Raw genomic sequence first — 17,835 nt, forward strand, 5'->3', positions numbered from 1 at the left:
CCAAGCCCTGCCCCATTGCCCTCCATGGGTGTAGCGCGATCGGCCTTGTTGGCAACACGTCCTCCTCGTCTTTGCCACCGGGGCGCAACACCGCTAAAGGCCGGGCCAAGCTCATGCCAGAACCCTTCGTCCTCCTCGATGACGCCCGCGACGAGGGCGCCGCCGACGCCCGGCTCTACCGCGACCCGGTTGAAACCGTCGTGGCGATACGGGGCGACGAGGTCCAAGGCGCGCTGGATCGCATCGAGACGCTCTCGGCAAAGGGCCTGCACCTGGCGGGCTACATGGCCTACGAGGCTGGCCTTGCCCTCGAGGAGCGCCTCGCCCACCTTCTGCCGGAACGCACCGGAGCTTCGGGGCCGCTGGTCTGGTTCGGCGCCTTCCAGAGCTGCGAGACCATCCCCGCCACCGAGGTCCCGCGCTGGCTGGACGAGGCCGCCGGCCCCGGGACCCCGGCGATCGGCCCGCTCGAACCGCAAATCGAATTCGCCGCCTACCAGCGCGCCTTCGGCTCTCTCCACGCCGCGATCGAGGCCGGCGACATCTACCAGGCGAATCTCACCTTCCCGCTGGCCGGACCTTGGCGCGGCGATCCGCTCGCCCTCTACGCCGCGCTGCGCCGGCGCGCGGCGGCGGGGCACGGCGGCGTGGTCCACGACGGCGCGCACTGGCACCTCAGCTTCTCGCCCGAGCTGTTCTTCGAGGCTGTGGGCGATGCCGTCCGCGTCCGGCCGATGAAGGGCACCCGTCCTCGCGGCCGCGATGCGGCAGAGGACGCACGGCTGCACGCCGACCTCGCCGCCAGCCCCAAGGACCGGGCCGAAAACCTGATGATCCTCGACCTCATGCGCAACGACCTCTCGCGCGTGGCGCAGGCGGGCAGCGTCCGGGTGGAGGCACCTTTCGCGGTAGAGAGCTATCCCACCGTCCACCAGATGGTCTCCTCGGTCGAGGCGCGGCTCGCCCCCGGCAGGTCCGCTTTCGACGTGCTGCGCGCCCTTTTCCCCTGCGGATCGATCACCGGCGCGCCCAAGATCCGGGCAATGGAACTGATCGCCGCCGTGGAGAACTGGCCGCGCGGCCCCTATTGCGGGGCAATCGGCAGCATCGAACCCTCTGGCGACGGCGCGTTCAATGTGGCAATCCGCACCCTTCGCCTGGTTCCCGACCGAAACGGGGGAAGCGAAGGCGGCGGCCGTGCAATCCTCGGGGTGGGATCGGCGATCGTCGCGGATTCTGAAGCGCTTCCCGAATGGCGGGAATGCCTGGTCAAAGGGGGTTTCGTGCGCGAGTCGGAAGCACGAGTGACACCAGCAAACGCGGGGAACATCGCCTCGCCCGCCAGCTTCGACCTGATCGAGACGATGCGCTTCACGCCCGAGGAGGGCATCGCGCTCCTCGAACTCCACCTCGAGCGGATCGGTGCCAGCGCCGCGATACTCGGCTTCGGGTTTGACCGCCATGCCGTGCGCAACGCCATCCAGGCGCTGTGCTTCGACGCCGACGCGCCTTCCAAGCTTCGCCTCGTGGTTGGCCGTACCGGCGCATTCGCGCTGGAACTCGCCGCGCTGCCGCCCCTGCTGCCCGAGCCCGCGCCTGTCGCCGTCCTGCGCCTGCCGGTCGACGAGGGCGACTGGCGCCTGCGCCACAAGACCAGCGACCGCGGCTTCTACGAAAAGGGCCTCGCGCTGGCCAGGAGCGCCGGCGCCGACGAGGCGATCCTGCTGCGCGACGACGGGCTCATCACCGAGGGCTGCTTCACCAACCTGTTCGTCGAGCGTGACGGCAAGCTGCTGACCCCGCCCGCGAGCCTCGGCCTGCTGCCCGGCGTGCTGCGCCGCTCGCTGCTGGAATCCGGCCGCGCGGTGGAAGCCAACCTTGCGCTGGACGATCTCGCGGACGGGTTCTTCATCGGCAACGCCCTGCGCGGGCTGATCCCGGCGGGGTTGCTGGCCTGATGCACGTCTCCGCCGCCCTCTCCCGCATCGCCCCCTCGCAGACCACCGCGATGACCGACCGCGCCACCCAGCTGCGCGAGGCCGGGCGCGACGTGATCTCGCTCTCGGTGGGCGAGCCCGACTTCGCCACCCCGCCGCACGTCGTCGAAGCCGCCAAGGCCGCGCTCGACCGGGGCGACACCAAGTACACGCCGGTCGGCGGTACCTCGCGGCTCAAGCAGGCCGCCGCGCTGCACTTCGCGCGCGACCTCGGGATCGAGGTCCCCACATCGCAGGTCACCGTCAGCGCGGGCGGCAAGCAGGCGATCTTCCACGCCATGCTCGCCACCATAAGCGAGGGCGACGAGGTCATAGTCCCCGCCCCCTGGTGGGTCAGCTATCCCGAGATCGTGCGCTTCGCGGGCGGCAAGGTCGTGCCACTGCACACCCACGCCGACCACAACTTCCGCTTCACCCCCGCCGACCTCGAAGCCCAGATCGGCCCGCGCACGCTCTGGCTGCTGCTCAACAGCCCCGGCAACCCCACCGGCGCCTGCCTGCCTGCAGAAACGCTGCTCGGCATCGGCGAGGTGCTGCGCCATCACCCGCGCGTCATGGTGCTCTCGGACGATATCTACGCGCCTATCAACTACACCGGCGGCGCCCACGCCACCCTCGCGAACCTCTGCCCCGACCTTGCCGACCGCATCCTGACGATCTCGGGCGTCTCCAAGAGCCACGCGATGACCGGCTTCCGCATCGGCGTCGCCGCCGGGCCGGAGTGGCTCATCAAGGCGATGGAGCGGCTGCAGTCGCACTCCTCGGGCAACCCCTGCTCGATCAGCCAGGCCGCCGCCGTCGCCGCGTTCGAAGGCCCGCAGGATTTCCTCGCCCAGTGGTGCGAGCGCTTCCGCGCCCGGCGCGACCTAGTGGTCGGCGCGATCAACGCCATTCCCGGCCTCTCCACCCCCGTGCCCGACGGCGCGTTCTACTGCATGGTCAATGCCGCCCCGCTGATGGAACGCTTCGGCGACGACGCCGCGCTCGCGCTGCACCTGCTCGACCACGGTGTCGCCATCGTCCCCGCCTCGGCTTTCGGTGGCAAGGACGGCTTCCGCATCAGCTTCGCGGCGGACGAAGCGAAGCTGGTCGAGGCGTGCCGCAGGATTGCCGAAGCAGTCGCGTAACGAGCCCGAAAGGGAGCCGCTGCGCCCGCAATGACGAGAGGGTTCGGTAAAACGGCGATCGTGCGCTAAGGACCGCTCATTCTCCCGCCTGCGCGGGACCGACGAGATTTGGAAAAAAGAACACCATGGAACTGGAAATCCTCTTCGAGGACGGCGAAGCGCTCGTCATCGACAAGCCCGCTGGCCTCCCGCTCGACCGCCCGCGCGCCGGCGGGCCGAGCCTTGAGGACCGGCTCGACGAACTGAAGCTGGGCTTCCAGCGCGAGCCGTTCCCGGTCCACCGCCTCGACCGAGATACCTCCGGCTGCCTGCTGCTGGCGCGCAATCCCAAGTCGCTCAAGCGATTCTCCGCCGCCTTCGAGGAGCGAACGGTCGCCAAGATCTACCTCGGCGTGGTGGCGGGCGAGTTCGAGGGCGAGAGCGGGACCATCGAACTGGCGCTGTCCAAGGTCAGCACCGTGAAGGACGGCTGGCGCATGATCCCGGCGCGCAAGGGCAAGCCCTCGGTCACGCACTGGCGCAAGCTGGAGGTCGTCGATGGCCTGACCCTCGTGGAGTTCCGCCCCGAGACCGGCCGCACCCACCAGATCCGCGTCCACGCCGCTTCGGGCCTTGGCCTGCCGCTGCTGGGCGACCCGGTCTACGGCGACGGTCCCGACCGGGCCGGCGTGCGTCGGACCATGCTCCACGCCGCCGGGCTCACCGTGCCGCGCGGCGAGAAGGCGCCGATCGTCGCCGTGAGCCCGATGCCGGCGGACTTCCGCGCGCTCGGCTTCATCACGCCCGATGCGTTGCAGGACGTGGCTCCCGAAGCGCCGCCCGAAGCGACCGATGAATGAGATAGTCGAACGCGCGCAGGCGCTGGCGACCGAAACGTTCCTGGCCTCGACCGGGCCGGGCGGGCAGAACGTCAACAAGGTGGCGAGTGCCTGCCAGCTGCGGCTGGACTGCTATGCCCTGCGCCTCAGCCCCGAAGTCTTCGCGCGCCTCAAGGAACTGGCTGGCAGCCGCATGACCCTGCGCGGCGAACTGGTGATCAGCGCGCGCCGCTTTCGCACCCAGGAAGCCAACCGCGCCGACGCCCGCGAACGCATGGCCGAGCTGCTCGAACAGGCGCAGAAATTTCCCGAAAAGCGCGCCAAGAGCCGCCTCAACCGCGTCGGCAAGGAACAGCGCATCAAGGGCAAGAAACTGCGCGGCAACGTCAAGGCCGGCCGCGGCAAGGTGAGCTTGGACTAAATCCCCCGCCACGGGGACTTAGGACGCCCTTAGGCGGCATCCACGGTGTCATCGCATTACGCGCGCAACGTGATCGTATCCGCCAGTTCGGGCGATCCCCACGCCTCGTAGAACCAGGAGGCACGCTCGTCGAGCCGGGCCCAATATTCCGCCGGGTCATCTGCATCGAGGTTGAGCGCATGATCCCAGTGCGTGCCCTCGCGGTATTTCACGTTCGGGAAGCGGCGATCGTAGGTATTCGCCTTAGCCATTGCCTCCCCGACCAGCGCGCCCTGTTCGAGCAGCTCCTTCTGCTGTCCGTCGGGGACGAAGGGCTCGCCTCTCTCGATCCCGAGCGGCTTGAGCATCTCAAGAAAGAACTGGTCACGCTCGCCGCGGCATAGTTCACCGCGCTGATCCGCGCGCCGGCGATCGCACTGGCTACCTTCGCAGCGCCGCGCTCGGCCTTGAGCATGGCCAGCAGCGCAGAGGCGTCGAGCACGATCTCGCTCATTCGCCGCTGTCCTCGCGGCGGGTGGCGAGAAACGAATCGACCGAACTTTCTGGCCCGTCGTCGGTGTAGCGTTTGGCCAACGCCTGTGCGCTTGCCACCGCCTGCGCCGCAGTCCGCAGGACCACCCCATCGGCGGTTTCATCCAAATAGATCGCACCGCCGCCTGAGAGACCTAGCCGCTTGTGGATGTAGGCCCGACGGCGTCCAGGCAATCCCGGCACGGCGTTCCAACCGTCGCGCCGCGCCAACTCCATCGCATATCTGCGATGGTGGATGGGAGCGGCCACGTTTCTTCAGGGACAACTGCTGCCCCGCACGGTGGCCGCGCGGGCGCGCTCTACCTCGCTGCGCTCGGCCGAGCCGCCAGCTGCGCCGCCGTCTCGTCGGCATGGCCGTTACGATCGCTGGCAGAACCGGGATGCAGATTGGCATCCCGGATACGGACGCCGCGCAGGCGGCGGCGCGGGCCTTCGGCGCTAGCGTGGCGGGGGGCGTCGCTACCCTGTAACCCCGCCTCGGCGGCGCGCAACCGGCGCTGCGCTCCAGTCCTCCATGTCCATTGCGGCCCTTCGGGTGCGCCCCGCCTCAGCCGGCGGGGTGTCCTGGCTCGCTCCTGCCGCCCCCCGCCACCCTGGCGCCGGTCAATGGCGGTTGAGGAAAGGAGTGAAGGACATGACCGAACGTCTCAGCCTCTATCGCGAGGTTACCTGCCGGATCATTGCCGAGCTGGAAGAAGGACGCTTTCCCTGGGTGCAGCCCTGGGATGCTGCGCGCTGCCCGTGCGCGATGCCCGAGAACGCCGTGTCGGGGCGGCCGTACTCGGGTATCAATGTGCTCATCCTGTGGGCCTTGGGTGCAGGCCAGGGGTTCGCTTCGCAGCGCTGGCTGACCTACCGGCAAGCCGCGCAGGCCGGCGGTCATGTCCGCCGCGGGGAGACAGGCGCGGTCGTCTGCTACGCCGATCGTTTCACGCCCAGAGAGGAAGCCGAACGGGCCCGCAACGAAAACCGCGAGGCGCGGGGCATTGCCTTCCTCAAGCGCTACACTGTGTTCAATCTCGACCAGTGCGAGGGGCTCCCGGAAGATTTTGGGCGGGCGCCACCTCCTGTCGACCCGGTCCTGGCGATCGCCGAGGCCGACCGGATCATCGCTGCCTCGGGCGCCGATTTACGGATCGGCGGCAGCGAGGCCTTCTACGCGCCGGGTCCGGACTTCGTGCAGGTGCCGCCCCAGGCCGCATTTCGCCAGCCAATCAACTGGTACCGTACAGTGCTGCATGAACTGGGCGGCCACTGGACGGGCCATTCCAGCCGGCTAGCTCGCGACCAGTCGGGGGTGTTCGGGGGCGCTGCCTATGCTCGCGAAGAGCTCTGCGCCGAACTGGCCAGCGCCTTTGCCTGCGCCTCGCTCGGCATTGAGCCGACAGTCCGCCATTCCGATTACATTGGTGCCTGGCTCGGCGTGCTGCGGGCCGACGAGAAGGCGATCTTCCGGGCCGCCAGCGCCGCCGGCAAGGCGGTGGATTTTCTCTTTGCCTGCGCCAGTGGCACGCGAGGCAAAAATGGCACTGTCTGATCGCGAGTCCGAACGGCTGGCCCGGATCGAGACGGCACTGCTCAAGCTTTCCGACTTGGACTGGCAGATATTCCTCGCGCTGCACTTCGATGACATGAGCGTGCGCGAAATTGCCCGGCATGCCTGCCTGTCCCAAAGGCGGGTCAAGCGGCGGCTCTGCCGTGTCATCCGCATCGTCGCACGCGAATTGGAGGACGGGCCGTGAGACGCGGTCTCTCGGGCCGTATCTTCCACCGGGCTTCGGACGCCTGCGCCGATGCCCTCCTGCGGCGGGATCTTGCAATCCAAGCGGTCTGACACTGGCTTACGGATAGCACCTCCTAAACCGGCGGCTCGATCCAGCACGAGAATATCGAGCCGCCCCGTCGTTCCGTCGCAGGCGCCGCCGGGCACCGGATAAGGCCCGCAGCGCTGTCGACGCGGCCAAACCAGCGCCGCCCCCCTGCCGTCAGAAATCGTGCTGCGCATCGACATGGCATTCGGCGCCGAACGGGGCGGTCTCCTGCGACAAAGCATGGTCAAGTTCGCCCAGCCTCACTGGCGATACAATCCTTTGATGTCTTCTCAAGGCACAGCAGGTCGGTGTAATCGTCAGAGCGCCCGGCTTCCCGAGCCGCATGGCTGCGGCTGCGGCGAAAGTGACCTCGAAGACTGCCCCAGACACCACCGCGGTGCCCTGGGCATGAGAGACCGTGCCTTCCCCGCCGCCCCAAGTACGGCGACGCACGACCGGTCGCAACCAGCAGATCAACCCCAGGGCAACCCAGGAGACGATCGCGGCGCTCCACCGCGTCGCCGGCTCGACTGGCCGCTCGGCGTGGTACGCGAATGCGGCCTTGCGGCGCTGGAAGAGGATATAAAGTACCACCCAGATAGCTTTGGAATCTTGATATTCACTGGCTATCTCGAAGCGCCACGGCAGGTGCGAGCTGTTGCATTGAAGTCACATACCCGTAGCTTTCTGAACCGGTCGTCCTTTTTCGGGCAACTCTATGCGGCTTGATACCGTTGAGCACCCGAATACGACGAAAAGGAAGTTCCATGAATATCAAAGCGTTCACCTTCGCTGCAGCGTTTGCGACGGGACTCGCTGCGCAGCCTGCCATCGCGCAGGATGCAACCCCGACGGGCACCGAAGTTGCCGCTAACGGCACCGGCTTCCGCGGTATCCGCATCGAAGGCAACATCGGCGGCGACCGCTTCCAGTCGGAAGGCAATCATAACGACAAGTTCGGTTACGGCGGCACCGTCGGCTTCGACGGCACCTTGGGCGAGCGCATCGTGATCGGCGCAGAAGCCAGCTTCTGGAAGCCGGGCAGTGGCAACGAGAACCGCACTGATCTCGGCGGCGGCTACGACATCGACCACAAGGCCTTCGAGGAATAGGGCGCGGCAGTGCGCGCAGGCTACCTCGTGTCGCCGCAGCTGCTGGTGTTCGGCAAGGGTGGCTATGTCAACGGCGAGCAGCGCAAGCGCATTACGGGCCCGACCGGCAATACGCTTGTCTATGACCACTACCGCGCTGATGGTTACCAGGTCGGAGGCGGCGTCGAATATACGGTGATGCCGCAGGGCCGCCTGCCGGTCTACGTCAACGCGCAGTACGTCTACTCGAATTATCACGGCAATTCCGGCCGCCAGCGCGTGATGGCGGGCGTGGGCGTGCGCTTCAAGTAAGCGCGCTGCTGCTTCCCCCTCACGGGGGTGAAAAGGCCGGGGCAGTGTCCTTCCAGGACATTGCCCCGGCCTTTCCTGTTTCATAAACCCGCTCAGCGGCGCTCAAGGAACCAGGCAAAGCCGCAGGTCGTCGCTAACGGATCCAGCCAGGCGATTAACTGGTTGGGCGTAGCTGAGATTCGCCTTTCGAAAAGCCCCCGTCATGGCATGTTAGCGCGCAGGCCCTGGCCCCAGTTCTCGATCCAGCGGCACTGCGCCTGGGCCAGTTCGCGCCCAATTCGTCAGGCCGAAGCGCGCCCCATGGCCGCCCACCAGCTCCCGCATGCCGCCTGACCGCCCCCCGGATGACGAGCGCGAGGGCAGGATATTGAAGGAGCTCATCCTCAGATAACGCCGGGCAAGACCAATGAAGGGCATAGCGTGGATGGTGCGCCAGCCGAGAGCGATAGCCCGGCTAAAAATGGGCAGGATCAAGGGAAACCTGTCCCTGGCGGCGGCCGGGAAGGCCGAGCGTAGCTCTCGATCGAAACGGGGATTACGCCGCGAAAGCAATAATCCCCGCCCAAAGCGCAAGGCTCAGACCACCTGCGAGCAGCCACCATCTCCACACGATCGGCCTGCCCCCCGCCGGCCGGGCCGCTTTGCCCCCGGAGCCCCGAACCTCCCAAGGCGAGGCGCGAAGCGGGGCTGCGTCAACGGGCGCCGCGGCAGGCCCAATGCCCGAACCATCGCTTCCCGATTCGATTTCCGTCATAGGTCGCGGCCTTCGCGTCGCAGCCCCGGGAAACCCCCGCAGCTCAGTAAATCCACGTCCCCGATAGCATCCCGCCCCCTGCCGGTCGATAGACGCCGGTCTCAGTGGAAGTCCCGTGAGCGCGGTAGGATTCGCACATTGCGCGGGTGCCCGCGCGAAGTGGGGCGGTCGCGGTCGTAGACAGGCTTGCGCACCGCGTCGCCGGGCATCGGCTCGGGCTTCAGGATCGGCGACAAGGAGAGGCGGGAAAGCGCCTCGCTGGCGTCCGTGACCGTATCGACGATGAGGTGGATGACGTCCTCCTTGCTGCGCTGGGCTGTACCCTCGAGCACCATGAGCCGCGCCGCCATCACCGCGCGGCGCTGCTTTTCGAAGTCGCGCGCCCAGAGCAACCCGTTGACCACGCCGGTCTCGTCCTCGATCGTGATGAAGATCGCATTTCCCTTGCCCGGCCGCTGGCGGATCAGGACGACCCCGGCGACGCGGATCTTCGCCCCGTCGCGCGCGGCGTTGACCTGCGCACAGGTGCGCGCGCCCCGCCCTTCAAAGTGGCCGCGCAGGAACTGCATCGGGTGGCCCTTCAGCGACAGGCGCTGGGTCTGGTAATCGGCGACGACTTCCTCGGCCGGCGCCATTTCCGGCAGGGCGGCGTCAGGCTCCTGCGCCAGTTCGGGAGCCTCGAGCGCGGCGAACAGCGGCAGCTGCGCCGGCGGCACGCGCCGCGCCTCCCACCCCGCCGCGCGGCGGTTCTGGCCAAGCGAGCCCAGCGCATCGGCATCGGCCAGCAGGTGCAGCGCGCGAGAGGGGAGGTCCGCGCGCCGGGCCGCGTCCTCCAGCCCGGTGATGGGAGCCACTTGGCGCGCCGCCTCCAGCTTCTGCGCCCACTCCTTCTTGAACCCGCCGATCTGACGCAGGCCGAGACGCAGAATCCGCTCGCCTTCGAGGGTATTGTCCCAGAGGCTCGCACCGACGTCGATCGGCCGGACCTCCACCCCGTGCTGGCGGGTGTCGGCCACCAGCTGCGCGGGGGCGTAGAAGCCCATCGGCTGGCTGTTGAGCAGCGCGCAGGTGAACACCGCCGGATAATGGCACTTCAGCCATGACGACACATAGGCGAGCCAACCGAAGGCCTGCGCATGGCTTTCGGGAAAGCCATATTCGCCGAAACCCTTGATCTGCTCGAAACAGCGCTCGGCGAACTCGCGCGGATAGCCGCGCTTGACCATGCCTTCGATCAGCTGGGTCTGGTAGTGATGGACGGTGCCCATGTGCCTGAACGTCGCCATCGCGCGGCGCAGGCCGTCGGCCTCGGACGGCGTGAAGTCGGCGGCGACGATTGCCAGCTTCATCGCTTGTTCCTGGAACAGGGGCACGCCCAGCGTCTTGCCCAGCACGTCGTCAAGTTCGCCCTTCGGCCCCGGATACTCGACCTTCTCCTCCCCGCAGCGGCGGCGCAGATAGGGGTGGACCATGCCGCCTTGAATGGGGCCGGGACGCACGATCGCCACCTGGATGACGAGATCGTAGAGGATTTTCGGCTTCATGCGCGGCAGCATCGATATCTGGGCGCGGCTCTCGACCTGGAAGGTGCCGATGCTGTCGCCCTTCTGGAGCATGAGATACGTTGCCTCGTCCTCACGCGGGACGGTGGCGAGCGTCATGGCCTCGGGGCGATAGTCGCGCAGCAGGTCGAAGCTCTTGCGGATCGCGGTGAGCATGCCGAGCGCAAGGACATCCACCTTCATCAGGCCCAGCGATTCCAGGTCGTCCTTGTCCCATTCGATGAAGGTACGATCGGGCATCGCGCCATTGTGGATCGGCACCATCTCGTCCAGCCGGCCTTCGCTCAGCACGAAGCCGCCGACGTGCTGCGAGAGGTGCCTCGGGTATGCCAGCAGGCGGCCGACCATGTCGCGCATGCGTTCGAGCTGCGGGTTGGCGGGGTCGAAACCGGCCTCGGTGAGCCGGTCCTCGGGCAGTTCGTCACCGCCCCAGCTGCCCCAGACCGTGCCCGAGAGGCGCGCTGTCACGTCCTCGCTCAGGCCCAGCACCTTGCCGACCTCGCGGATGGCGCTGCGCTGGCGGTAGCGGATCACGGTGGCGGCGATCCCGGCGCGGTCGCGGCCGTAGCGCTTGAAGATGTACTGCATGACTTCCTCACGCCGTTCGTGCTCGAAATCGACGTCGATGTCGGGCGGCTCGTCGCGTTCCGTGGAGAGGAAGCGGGTGAACAGCAGCTTCTGCTTCACCGGATCGATCGGGGTGACGCCGAGGAAGTAGCAGACCAGCGAATTGGCCGCGCTGCCGCGACCCTGGCACAGGATCGGCTTTTCCAGGCTGCGGGCATGGCGCACGATGTCGTGGACGGTGAGGAAGTAACAGGCGTAGTTCTTGAGCCGGATCAGCTCGAACTCCTCGCTCAGCGTCTTGTGGTAGGCGGGCGGGAGTCCATCGGGGAAATAGGCGTAGGCGCCCTGGAGGACGAGGTGTTCGAGCCAATCCTGCGGCTGCCAGCCCTCGGGCACGGGTTCGCGCGGGTATTCGTAGCGCAGGTCGTCGAGCTGGAACGTCACGCAATCGAGCAGGTCCTGCGTCGCCGTCAGCGCTTCGGGGCAGGCGCGGAACAGGCGGGCCATCTCGGCGGGGGCCTTGAGATGGCACTCGGCATTGGCGGCGAGGCGGCGGCCGGCGGTCTGCACTTTGAGCCCCTCGCGGATGCAGGTGAGCACGTCCTGCATCGGCCGGTCCTCGGGCGTTCCGTAAAGCACGTCGTTGGTGGCGAGGAGCGGCACCCCCGCCGCCCGGCCTAGGGCGATCCGGCGCGCGAGACGGCGCGCGTCGCGGCCGGCGCGCGGCATCGTCGCCGCCAGCCAGAGCTTCGGCGTGGCGGCGCGCAGGATGGCCAGCAGCGCCTCGTCGCCGTCCATGGCGATGAGCGCAAGGTCCTGCGCATGATCAAGGAGATCGGGCAGGCGTAGTTCGCACTCGCCCTTGTGCGCGCGGCGATTGCCCAGCGTCAGGAGGCGGGTCAGGCGCCCCCAGCCGAGGCGCGTCATCGGGTAGGCCACGATGTCGGGCGTACCGTCGACAAAGACCAGCCGCGCCCCGACGACCAGCTTCAACCCGCTTTTGTCCCGGCCGATCTCCTTCCACGCGGCGAAGGCGCGCACGACTCCGGCGACGGTGTTGCGGTCGGCGATGCCCACGCCAGTCATGCCCATTGCGTGCGCCCGCGCGACGATCTCCGGCCCCGGCGTAGCGCCGCGCAGGAAGCTGAAGTTGGTTGCGGCGACGAGTTCGGCGAAGGGCGGGGTCTCGCTCACGGGAACAGGCCGTGAAGATACCAGCGGGGGTCGGGCGTCTCGCCGAACAACCCGCTGCGGAAGATCCAGTAGCGGCGACCCTCGGCGTCCTCGATGCGGTAGTAGTCGCGCGTGTCGCCCGCACCGCCGGGGAGGTGGCCGCCGCGCCTCCGCCACCATTCCGCGCCGATCCGCTCGGGCCCTTCGGCGAGGCGGACGTCGTGGAGGCGGCCCCGCCAGCGGAAGCGCTGGGGCGGGCTGTCAGGCACGCCGGCGATCACGTCGACCGGCTGCGGCGGGTCGAGCAGCAGCAGCGGGCGGGTGGGCCGCTCATCCGCCTTCGGCCATGAAACCGGGGGCGCCTGTTTCGCTGGGACCAGCCCCTGCGCGCGTTCGGGCAAGTGGCGGTCGCGGGGGACGAGGCGGCTCACGCGGTCCTCGCCGAGCCGCACGCTGAGCCGGTCGACCAGCGCGGCGACGCTGTCCTCGTTCTCCTCCTTGCGGCTTTCCAGCCCCATCTGCCGCGAGGGCAGGTGCTCCACCGTCAGCACCGCGAGGCTGATCGCATCGAAGCCGTAGCCGGGGTCGAGCGGGTCGGAGAGCGTATCGATCCGCTCGCGCAGCAGACGCATGACCGCGGCGGGATCGCGCACCGGCTGGCCGGTCTCCACGGCGAGGCGCGGGCGCACGTTGTCGCTGCGCTGGAGCAGGACGAGGAAGCGGCGGCCGCCGAGCTGGCGCTGCTCCATGATCCTTGCCGCCTGCGCCAGCAGGTCCTCGATCACGTCGAGTGCGTCGTCGGTGCGGGCGAGCGGTTCGGGGAAGCGAGTCTCCAGCCGGATCGGTTCGGCGGGGCGGAGCGGGGTGATCGGGCTGCCCGCCTCGCCCAGGATCGCGCGCAGGCGCATCACCGCCGTCTCGCCGAAGCGCGCCGCCAGCCCCGCCATCGGCCGCGAGGCGAGGTCGCCCAAGGTCGTGAGCCCGGCGCGGCGCAGGCCGGAAAGCTTGTCCTCGCTCAGTTCCAGCGCGGCGACCGGCAACGCCCGCACGTCCTCTCCGCTGCCGTACCGCGCCAGCGCCCGCGCGGCAGCTGCGTGGGCGGCGAGCGCATGACGGGCGGTATAGCCGGCGGCGGCGAGCACCCGGCGCACCAGTTCCTCCTCGCCGCCGAAGAGGTGCGCGCAGCCGGTCACGTCGAGCAGCAACCCGTCCAGCGGATCGGGCGCGACGAGCGGGGTGAAGGCGATCATTGCGTTCGCCAGCCGGTCAAGCTCGCGCGCGTCGGCCACCGGATCGTGGGGCGCGGTGACGAGGTCCGGGCAGCGGGAGCGCGCGTCGGCAAGGGTCATGCCCGCGGTCAGCCCCTGCCCCTGCGTGCCCGCGTCGATCGCGGCGAGGCGCAGCGCTTGCCCGTCGCGTGCGACCAGCGCGCCGCCCGCCTCAGGCAATGCGCCGCAGCGGCTCGCGCGTTCGCAGGGCATCCAGGGAAACCACAGCGCCAGGTAGCGTCGGCGGGTGGTCGAGGGGGGGCTGTGCGGGCTCGATGAGTTCTTCGCGGAAACCGCCATGTTCTTCATTCCATTCCAGCCGCCAGTGCAGGCCGCCCGGCCCGCCCCTTCGGCGCTGGAGTTCGACGTGGAGCGCGGGCGCGCCGGGCGCTCGCGTCTCGAGAGGGGTGGAGGGGGCGCTGGAGACCGACCAGCGGGTATGCGCGGCACTGGCGCGCGGCTCGGCGTCGCCGCGCAGGATCACGATGGGGATGCGCGATTGCTCCGCCGCGAGGATCAGCCGGCGGCTGGCGACGAGATCGTATTCCTTGAGCCGACCCCAGCTCTCGAGCAGCACCGCCGCCGGCCCTGCGCAGCGGGCCGCGTCGAGCCCGGCGCGCAGCAGCCCGGCATCGTCGCGGGCATCGACGATCACCAGCCGCGCCGGGTCGAGCCCCAGCGGCGCCCAGCCCTCGCCGCAGGGTTCCATCTGCATCGCGCGGGTCCGGCCTTTGTCCTTACGGACGCGCAGCAGCAGGACCGGGCGCCGGTCGTCGGCCTCGATCGCGGCAAGGCTGAAGGCGAGGGCCGAAGCCCAGCCGTCTCCGCCCGCATGGACTTCGTGAAGCTGTCCTTTCGCGAGCCGGGGGAGGCTCTCCCGGCCCGCCGTGACGGGAGGATCGGTGGGTGGTTCGGCGCTGGACGGCGCGTGGTTCTGGAACATTGGAGACCATGCCTCGAATCGTGAGATATGTTCCTATTATGTTCCATCTTGTAGGACCGAGTCCACCTCGAAGAAGGCTTGACTACTAGACGGACGATTCTGGCCTGCCCGGTTCGGCAAACCTCTGGTAGAGGCGCGCGGGAGAATTTACGCGAAAGGTAATGCGATGGATGCGAGGGTGACCGCGCTGCTCAAGGATCTGAAGCGCGCGAAGGGCGTGGATCCCATCGAAACCCGGCACCGGATCGCGGAACTGTTCGGACAGGTTCGGGACGAAAGCGACCACGTCGCCCTGCTCGACGCGTTCGACGCCGTCATGACGCAGGCTGTCCGCACTCTCGCAGCCGATGGCAAGGACACCGCCGCCCTGAAGAGCGCGATCCTTGCGGACCGGCGCGGCTTCGCCATCGAGGAGGCCATGGCCGGCGGCGAGACCCTCGACCCGCCGGCGCTTCACCGCATCGTCGAGCGCGAAGTGGCGGCAGGCCGCATGGAGGCAGACAGCTTCGGCCAGCTCGCCCAGGCCGGCGCGGCTGTTCTCGGCAGCACGGCACCTGTGCCAGTGCGGAAGAACTTCCTGCGCAAGCTTCTGGAAACCGGCAGCTGAACCGGCCCGGACGTTCCAGCTAAGCCGCCGCCGAAAACCGACCCCCGCCCGCCGGCCCGGCATAGCGCTCGACCACGTCCGCGGCCTCGCGCACGGCATTGCGGCCCCGGAAGGTCACCCTGCCGTCCGGCGTCCACGCGATACCGTCGATGGTATAGGCCATGCGCTCGCGCTGCCCGGCAACGTAAGCCCCGTGGGTCGCCAGCGCCCTGTCGACGGCGGCGACCGCGTCGGCGTCCGGGGAGATGACCTCGCCGAAGTGCCACATCGCGTAGTCCTCGCTCTCCTGCCAATCGACGCCGCAGGGGTCGACGAAGAGGCAGGGGCGTGGGCACACGAGGAATTCGTAGACCTGGCTGCTGACGTCGCCGACGTAGAGGTCTGCCCCCAGCGTATAGGTCATGTCGTTGCACCGCTCGGAGCCGAGGTCGACGATCACCTGGCCGGGCACCGCCAGTGCCTCCCAATCCCTCCGCTGCCGCGCGGACCAGCGCCGCGCCAGCCGGACATGAGGGGCGACCACGAGGTTGTAGCGACCGTCCCGCACCACCGCCTCCACCAGTTTGTGCCCGAACGATTCGATCGAGGAATGCTTCTTCGCGAAGTGCGGATTGTAGAGGATCGTCGGCTTGTCGTTGTCGAACAGCGGTGGGCGATGCGCCGCGCCTTCAAGGATCGTCCAGAGCTTGATCGGCCCGGTGACGGTGCAGTTCTGGGGCGCGACGAAACCGCTGTCCAGCAGGCGATCGCGGTCCTTGCGGCCGGAAACGAGGACGTGGTCGAACAGCGTGAAGCGCTTCTCGAACCCGACCGCGCGGTCGCCGGCGCCGTGGGGAATGTGCAGCAGCGGGGGACAGTCCGCGCGCAGCCGGCGCAGCAGGGTCGAGGTGCGCTCGGCACACAGGATAACGCCCCCCGCACACAGCCGCTTCGCCCAGACCGCGAGGCGCGCGGCCTTATGCAGCTTCGCCGGCAGGACACATGCGAGGCGCGGCAGGCGCATCACCACGATTTCGGGGACGGCAGGGCCGATCGCGAGCGCCTGCTCCTGCGCGGTGACGGCTTCCTCGTCAGTGCTGACGAACAGCGTCACCTGGCCGGGACGACGCCGTTCGAGTTCGCAGGCTACCGGCAGGATATGCGCGAACTGATGCGCCCCGCCGATGGCGAGCACATGTATTCGGGCGGAAGAAGACGGGCGATATGCGGCGGCGGAGGATGCGGACATGACCGGCCCTTGCCCTAACGACATTGGGCCAGAATGGAACCTTCATGTGAATTTGTCCATGTTCGCCTACCCCGTATCTCCCCCTGCCCACCGCAACCTCGACGGCGGTGTCGGCTCTCAGCCGGGGTAGGGGCTCGACTGGAGCAGTCCAGCCAGGTGCGCGGCGTTGGCCGCCACCATGCCGGCGGTCTTGCTGACCGCCTCGGGCGTCTCCTTCAGGTCCTTGAAGTCGGTCGAGCCCATCGCCTCGCCGACCCAGTAGCAGGCAGCGATGGCAGGGATCGTCCAGCCCACGTCGTTCAGCGCCTGGAACAACTGCGCCGAGGAGAAGTGCGCGCCGTCCTCGTTGCCGACGATGGCGGTGACCGCGACCTTGCCGTAACTGGGCATGCGGCCCGCGTCGTCGGTTTCGTCGAGGAAGGCGTCCATCCGCTCGAGCACGCGCTTGGCGACGCTACCGACCTGACCCATCCAGATCGGGCCGCCGAAGATCAGGATGTCGTGGGCCAGGATCTTCTCGCGCAGGGCGGGCCATTCGTCGCCCTCGCCCTCGTCCGAAGTGACCCCCGGCTTGAGGTTGAGCGCGCTGACCCGGACCGTCTCGGTGACGGTAACGTCCTTCTCCGCGAAGGCCGTCTTCAGCACGGCGATCATCGCGTCGGTGGAGGATACCTCCGTGGGATCGGACTTGAGCGTGCAGTTCAGGGCCAGGGCTTTGATCGGCATCGGGCGGATTCCTCAGCGCGCGGAGGCGGCGGATGCCGGGTGTTCTCGCACCGGCACGTAGGGGCGGCGCACCTCGAGAGGACGCGCCTTCTCCGCCGCGACCAGCGGCCGCTGGCGGGCTTCGAGACGGCGCAACGCCCGCGCCGAGATCACGCGGATGCCGCGCTCGGAAACGGTGCACCAATTGCCGTTACGGGCGATCGAGGCTTCGAGGTCGAAGTGGTCGGGCAGCACCGCGTCGCCCATGACGATGGCGTCGGAGAGCTTGACGTTCCGGCCGATCCGCGCGCCCGGCAGCATGACCACGTTGCGCAGTACGCTGCCCGGCCCGACAGCCCCGAGGTCGGCCGCTGCGGGGCGGCCGGGGTGCGCGATCGGCCACGAGGGGTCGAGCGACAGCGAACCCTCGGCGAGCTGGCGCTGCACGGTGTGATAGGCATCGAGCGTGCCGAGGTCCTGCCACAGCGGCTCCTGCCCCTGTCGGCCCGGCAGCGCATAGGCGAAGGCGGTGCCGGCCTCGACCAGGCGAGGGATGACGTGCTTGCCGAAGTCCAGTTCCGGCACGCTGCCGCCGAGATCCAGCAGCATTCGGCGCAGGACCGGCCAGTCGAACACGTAGATACCCATGGAGGCCAGCGCATGTCCGGGACGGTCGAGAGCTTCGGGTGCAAGTACCGGTTTCTCCACGAAATCGGCGATGCGGAAGTCCGCGGCGGCATCCAGGATGCCGAATTCCGAAGCCTGCGCAAGCGGGACATGGACGACACCTACCGTGACATGGGCGTCACATGCGAGATGGCGCTCCACGAAAGGCCGGTAATCCATCTGGTAGAGGTGGTCTCCGCCCAGCACGACGACGTGGCGGGGCGCCAGCCTGTCGACCTCGGCGATCACGCTGG

The 17,835-nt window shown here is 68.6% G+C and carries 18 protein-coding genes; 9 read left to right on the plus strand and 9 right to left on the minus strand.

The window, feature by feature from the left end; translation table 11 throughout:
- Positions 1–113: 113 nt before the first annotated feature.
- The 4 genes from pabB (at position 114) to arfB (ending at position 4,363) form a co-directional block, all read left to right on the plus strand.
- The gene (gene pabB / locus PMI02_RS04425) at positions 114–1,958 is read left to right on the plus strand and encodes an aminodeoxychorismate synthase component I (protein ID WP_007679333.1); all 1,845 of its coding nucleotides are present in this window, start codon (positions 114–116) and stop codon (positions 1,956–1,958) included.
- On the plus strand, positions 1,958–3,124 hold the full coding sequence (locus tag PMI02_RS04430; RefSeq protein WP_007679335.1) for a pyridoxal phosphate-dependent aminotransferase: 1,167 nt from the start codon (positions 1,958–1,960) through the stop codon (positions 3,122–3,124). The genes pabB and PMI02_RS04430 overlap by 1 nt, the downstream gene beginning before the upstream one ends.
- A gap of 125 nt (positions 3,125–3,249) precedes the next feature.
- Positions 3,250–3,963, plus strand: coding sequence for an RluA family pseudouridine synthase (locus PMI02_RS04435; RefSeq protein WP_007679337.1), 714 nt, complete (start codon positions 3,250–3,252; stop codon positions 3,961–3,963).
- Complete coding sequence (arfB, locus tag PMI02_RS04440) at positions 3,956–4,363, plus strand: alternative ribosome rescue aminoacyl-tRNA hydrolase ArfB (RefSeq protein WP_007679338.1); 408 nt, start codon at positions 3,956–3,958, stop codon at positions 4,361–4,363. Before PMI02_RS04435 ends, arfB begins: the two co-directional genes overlap by 8 nt.
- Positions 4,364–4,419: 56 nt before the next feature.
- Here arfB and PMI02_RS26920 read toward each other — a convergent pair whose 3' ends face one another.
- A complete protein-coding gene (locus PMI02_RS26920) occupies positions 4,420–4,710 on the minus strand; it encodes a hypothetical protein (RefSeq protein ID WP_007679339.1) in 291 nt (96 codons plus the stop codon).
- A gap of 142 nt (positions 4,711–4,852) precedes the next feature.
- Complete coding sequence (locus PMI02_RS04450; RefSeq protein ID WP_007679340.1) at positions 4,853–5,110, minus strand: hypothetical protein; 258 nt, start codon at positions 5,108–5,110, stop codon at positions 4,853–4,855.
- A 418-nt stretch (positions 5,111–5,528) separates the two neighbouring features.
- Between PMI02_RS04450 and PMI02_RS04455 the strand changes: the two genes are divergently transcribed.
- Together PMI02_RS04455 and PMI02_RS04460 are read left to right on the plus strand one after the other, a co-directional pair.
- Positions 5,529–6,431: an ArdC family protein gene (locus PMI02_RS04455; RefSeq protein ID WP_007679341.1), complete on the plus strand. Its 903-nt coding sequence runs from the start codon at positions 5,529–5,531 to the stop codon at positions 6,429–6,431.
- Complete coding sequence (locus tag PMI02_RS04460; RefSeq protein WP_157222369.1) at positions 6,400–6,636, plus strand: sigma factor-like helix-turn-helix DNA-binding protein; 237 nt, start codon at positions 6,400–6,402, stop codon at positions 6,634–6,636. The genes PMI02_RS04455 and PMI02_RS04460 overlap by 32 nt, the downstream gene beginning before the upstream one ends.
- Before the next feature lie 243 nt (positions 6,637–6,879).
- Here the strand turns inward: PMI02_RS04460 and PMI02_RS04465 are convergent, their stop codons facing one another.
- Positions 6,880–7,299, minus strand: coding sequence for a hypothetical protein (locus PMI02_RS04465; RefSeq protein WP_036502206.1), 420 nt, complete (start codon positions 7,297–7,299; stop codon positions 6,880–6,882).
- Between the two features lie 173 nt (positions 7,300–7,472).
- On the opposite strand from PMI02_RS04465, the gene PMI02_RS28310 reads away from it, so the two are divergent.
- Both PMI02_RS28310 and PMI02_RS28315 read left to right on the plus strand, forming a co-directional pair.
- Positions 7,473–7,817: a hypothetical protein gene (locus PMI02_RS28310; RefSeq protein ID WP_007679343.1), complete on the plus strand. Its 345-nt coding sequence runs from the start codon at positions 7,473–7,475 to the stop codon at positions 7,815–7,817.
- 9 nt (positions 7,818–7,826) lie between these two features.
- The gene (locus PMI02_RS28315; RefSeq protein ID WP_007679344.1) at positions 7,827–8,108 is read left to right on the plus strand and encodes an outer membrane protein; all 282 of its coding nucleotides are present in this window, start codon (positions 7,827–7,829) and stop codon (positions 8,106–8,108) included.
- Between the two features lie 855 nt (positions 8,109–8,963).
- Here PMI02_RS28315 and PMI02_RS04475 read toward each other — a convergent pair.
- From PMI02_RS04475 to PMI02_RS27565, 3 genes are read right to left on the minus strand one after another with little or no spacing between them, the layout of a single operon-like run.
- Positions 8,964–12,185, minus strand: a complete 3,222-nt coding sequence (locus PMI02_RS04475) for an error-prone DNA polymerase (protein WP_007679345.1) — start codon at positions 12,183–12,185, stop codon at positions 8,964–8,966.
- Positions 12,182–13,645, minus strand: coding sequence for a DNA polymerase Y family protein (locus PMI02_RS27875; RefSeq protein WP_238538984.1), 1,464 nt, complete (start codon positions 13,643–13,645; stop codon positions 12,182–12,184). The genes PMI02_RS04475 and PMI02_RS27875 overlap by 4 nt, the downstream gene beginning before the upstream one ends.
- Positions 13,605–14,375: an ImuA family protein gene (locus tag PMI02_RS27565; protein WP_007679353.1), complete on the minus strand. Its 771-nt coding sequence runs from the start codon at positions 14,373–14,375 to the stop codon at positions 13,605–13,607. Before PMI02_RS27565 ends, PMI02_RS27875 begins: the two co-directional genes overlap by 41 nt.
- A 178-nt stretch (positions 14,376–14,553) precedes the next feature.
- Here PMI02_RS27565 and PMI02_RS04490 point away from each other — a divergent pair, with 178 nt between their 5' ends.
- A complete protein-coding gene (locus tag PMI02_RS04490) occupies positions 14,554–14,982 on the plus strand; it encodes a hypothetical protein (RefSeq protein ID WP_157222370.1) in 429 nt (142 codons plus the stop codon).
- 19 nt (positions 14,983–15,001) lie between these two features.
- On the opposite strand, the gene PMI02_RS04495 is transcribed toward PMI02_RS04490, so the two are convergent.
- The 3 genes from PMI02_RS04495 to PMI02_RS04505 form a co-directional block, all read right to left on the minus strand.
- Complete coding sequence (locus PMI02_RS04495) at positions 15,002–16,210, minus strand: hypothetical protein (RefSeq protein WP_007679357.1); 1,209 nt, start codon at positions 16,208–16,210, stop codon at positions 15,002–15,004.
- Positions 16,211–16,327: 117 nt separating this feature from the next.
- The gene (locus PMI02_RS04500) at positions 16,328–16,936 is read right to left on the minus strand and encodes a flavodoxin family protein (protein WP_007679359.1); all 609 of its coding nucleotides are present in this window, start codon (positions 16,934–16,936) and stop codon (positions 16,328–16,330) included.
- Between the two features lie 12 nt (positions 16,937–16,948).
- A partial coding sequence (locus PMI02_RS04505) for a sugar phosphate nucleotidyltransferase (RefSeq protein ID WP_007679361.1) occupies positions 16,949–17,835 on the minus strand: 887 nt, incomplete at its 5' end.

Origin of the sequence: Novosphingobium sp. AP12 (genome assembly GCF_000281975.1) — a bacterium.
GTDB lineage: Bacteria > Pseudomonadota > Alphaproteobacteria > Sphingomonadales > Sphingomonadaceae > Novosphingobium.

Excerpts from the sequence above, each read along its gene's own strand:
- pabB (WP_007679333.1), top strand. The coding sequence starts at position 114 with ATGCCAGAACCCTTCGTCCTCCTCGATGACGCCCGCGACGAGGGCGCC.
- PMI02_RS04455 (WP_007679341.1), top strand. The coding sequence starts at position 5,529 with ATGACCGAACGTCTCAGCCTCTATCGCGAGGTTACCTGCCGGATCATT.
- PMI02_RS04430 (WP_007679335.1), top strand. The coding sequence starts at position 1,958 with ATGCACGTCTCCGCCGCCCTCTCCCGCATCGCCCCCTCGCAGACCACC.
- PMI02_RS26920 (WP_007679339.1), bottom strand. The coding sequence starts at position 4,710 with ATGCTCAAGCCGCTCGGGATCGAGAGAGGCGAGCCCTTCGTCCCCGAC.
- PMI02_RS28310 (WP_007679343.1), top strand. The coding sequence starts at position 7,473 with ATGAATATCAAAGCGTTCACCTTCGCTGCAGCGTTTGCGACGGGACTC.
- PMI02_RS04495 (WP_007679357.1), bottom strand. The coding sequence starts at position 16,210 with ATGTCCGCATCCTCCGCCGCCGCATATCGCCCGTCTTCTTCCGCCCGA.
- PMI02_RS27875 (WP_238538984.1), bottom strand. The coding sequence starts at position 13,645 with ATGCCCTGCGAACGCGCGAGCCGCTGCGGCGCATTGCCTGAGGCGGGC.
- PMI02_RS04450 (WP_007679340.1), bottom strand. The coding sequence starts at position 5,110 with ATGGAGTTGGCGCGGCGCGACGGTTGGAACGCCGTGCCGGGATTGCCT.
- PMI02_RS04435 (WP_007679337.1), top strand. The coding sequence starts at position 3,250 with ATGGAACTGGAAATCCTCTTCGAGGACGGCGAAGCGCTCGTCATCGAC.
- PMI02_RS27565 (WP_007679353.1), bottom strand. The coding sequence starts at position 14,375 with ATGTTCCAGAACCACGCGCCGTCCAGCGCCGAACCACCCACCGATCCT.
- arfB (WP_007679338.1), top strand. The coding sequence starts at position 3,956 with ATGAATGAGATAGTCGAACGCGCGCAGGCGCTGGCGACCGAAACGTTC.
- PMI02_RS04500 (WP_007679359.1), bottom strand. The coding sequence starts at position 16,936 with ATGCCGATCAAAGCCCTGGCCCTGAACTGCACGCTCAAGTCCGATCCC.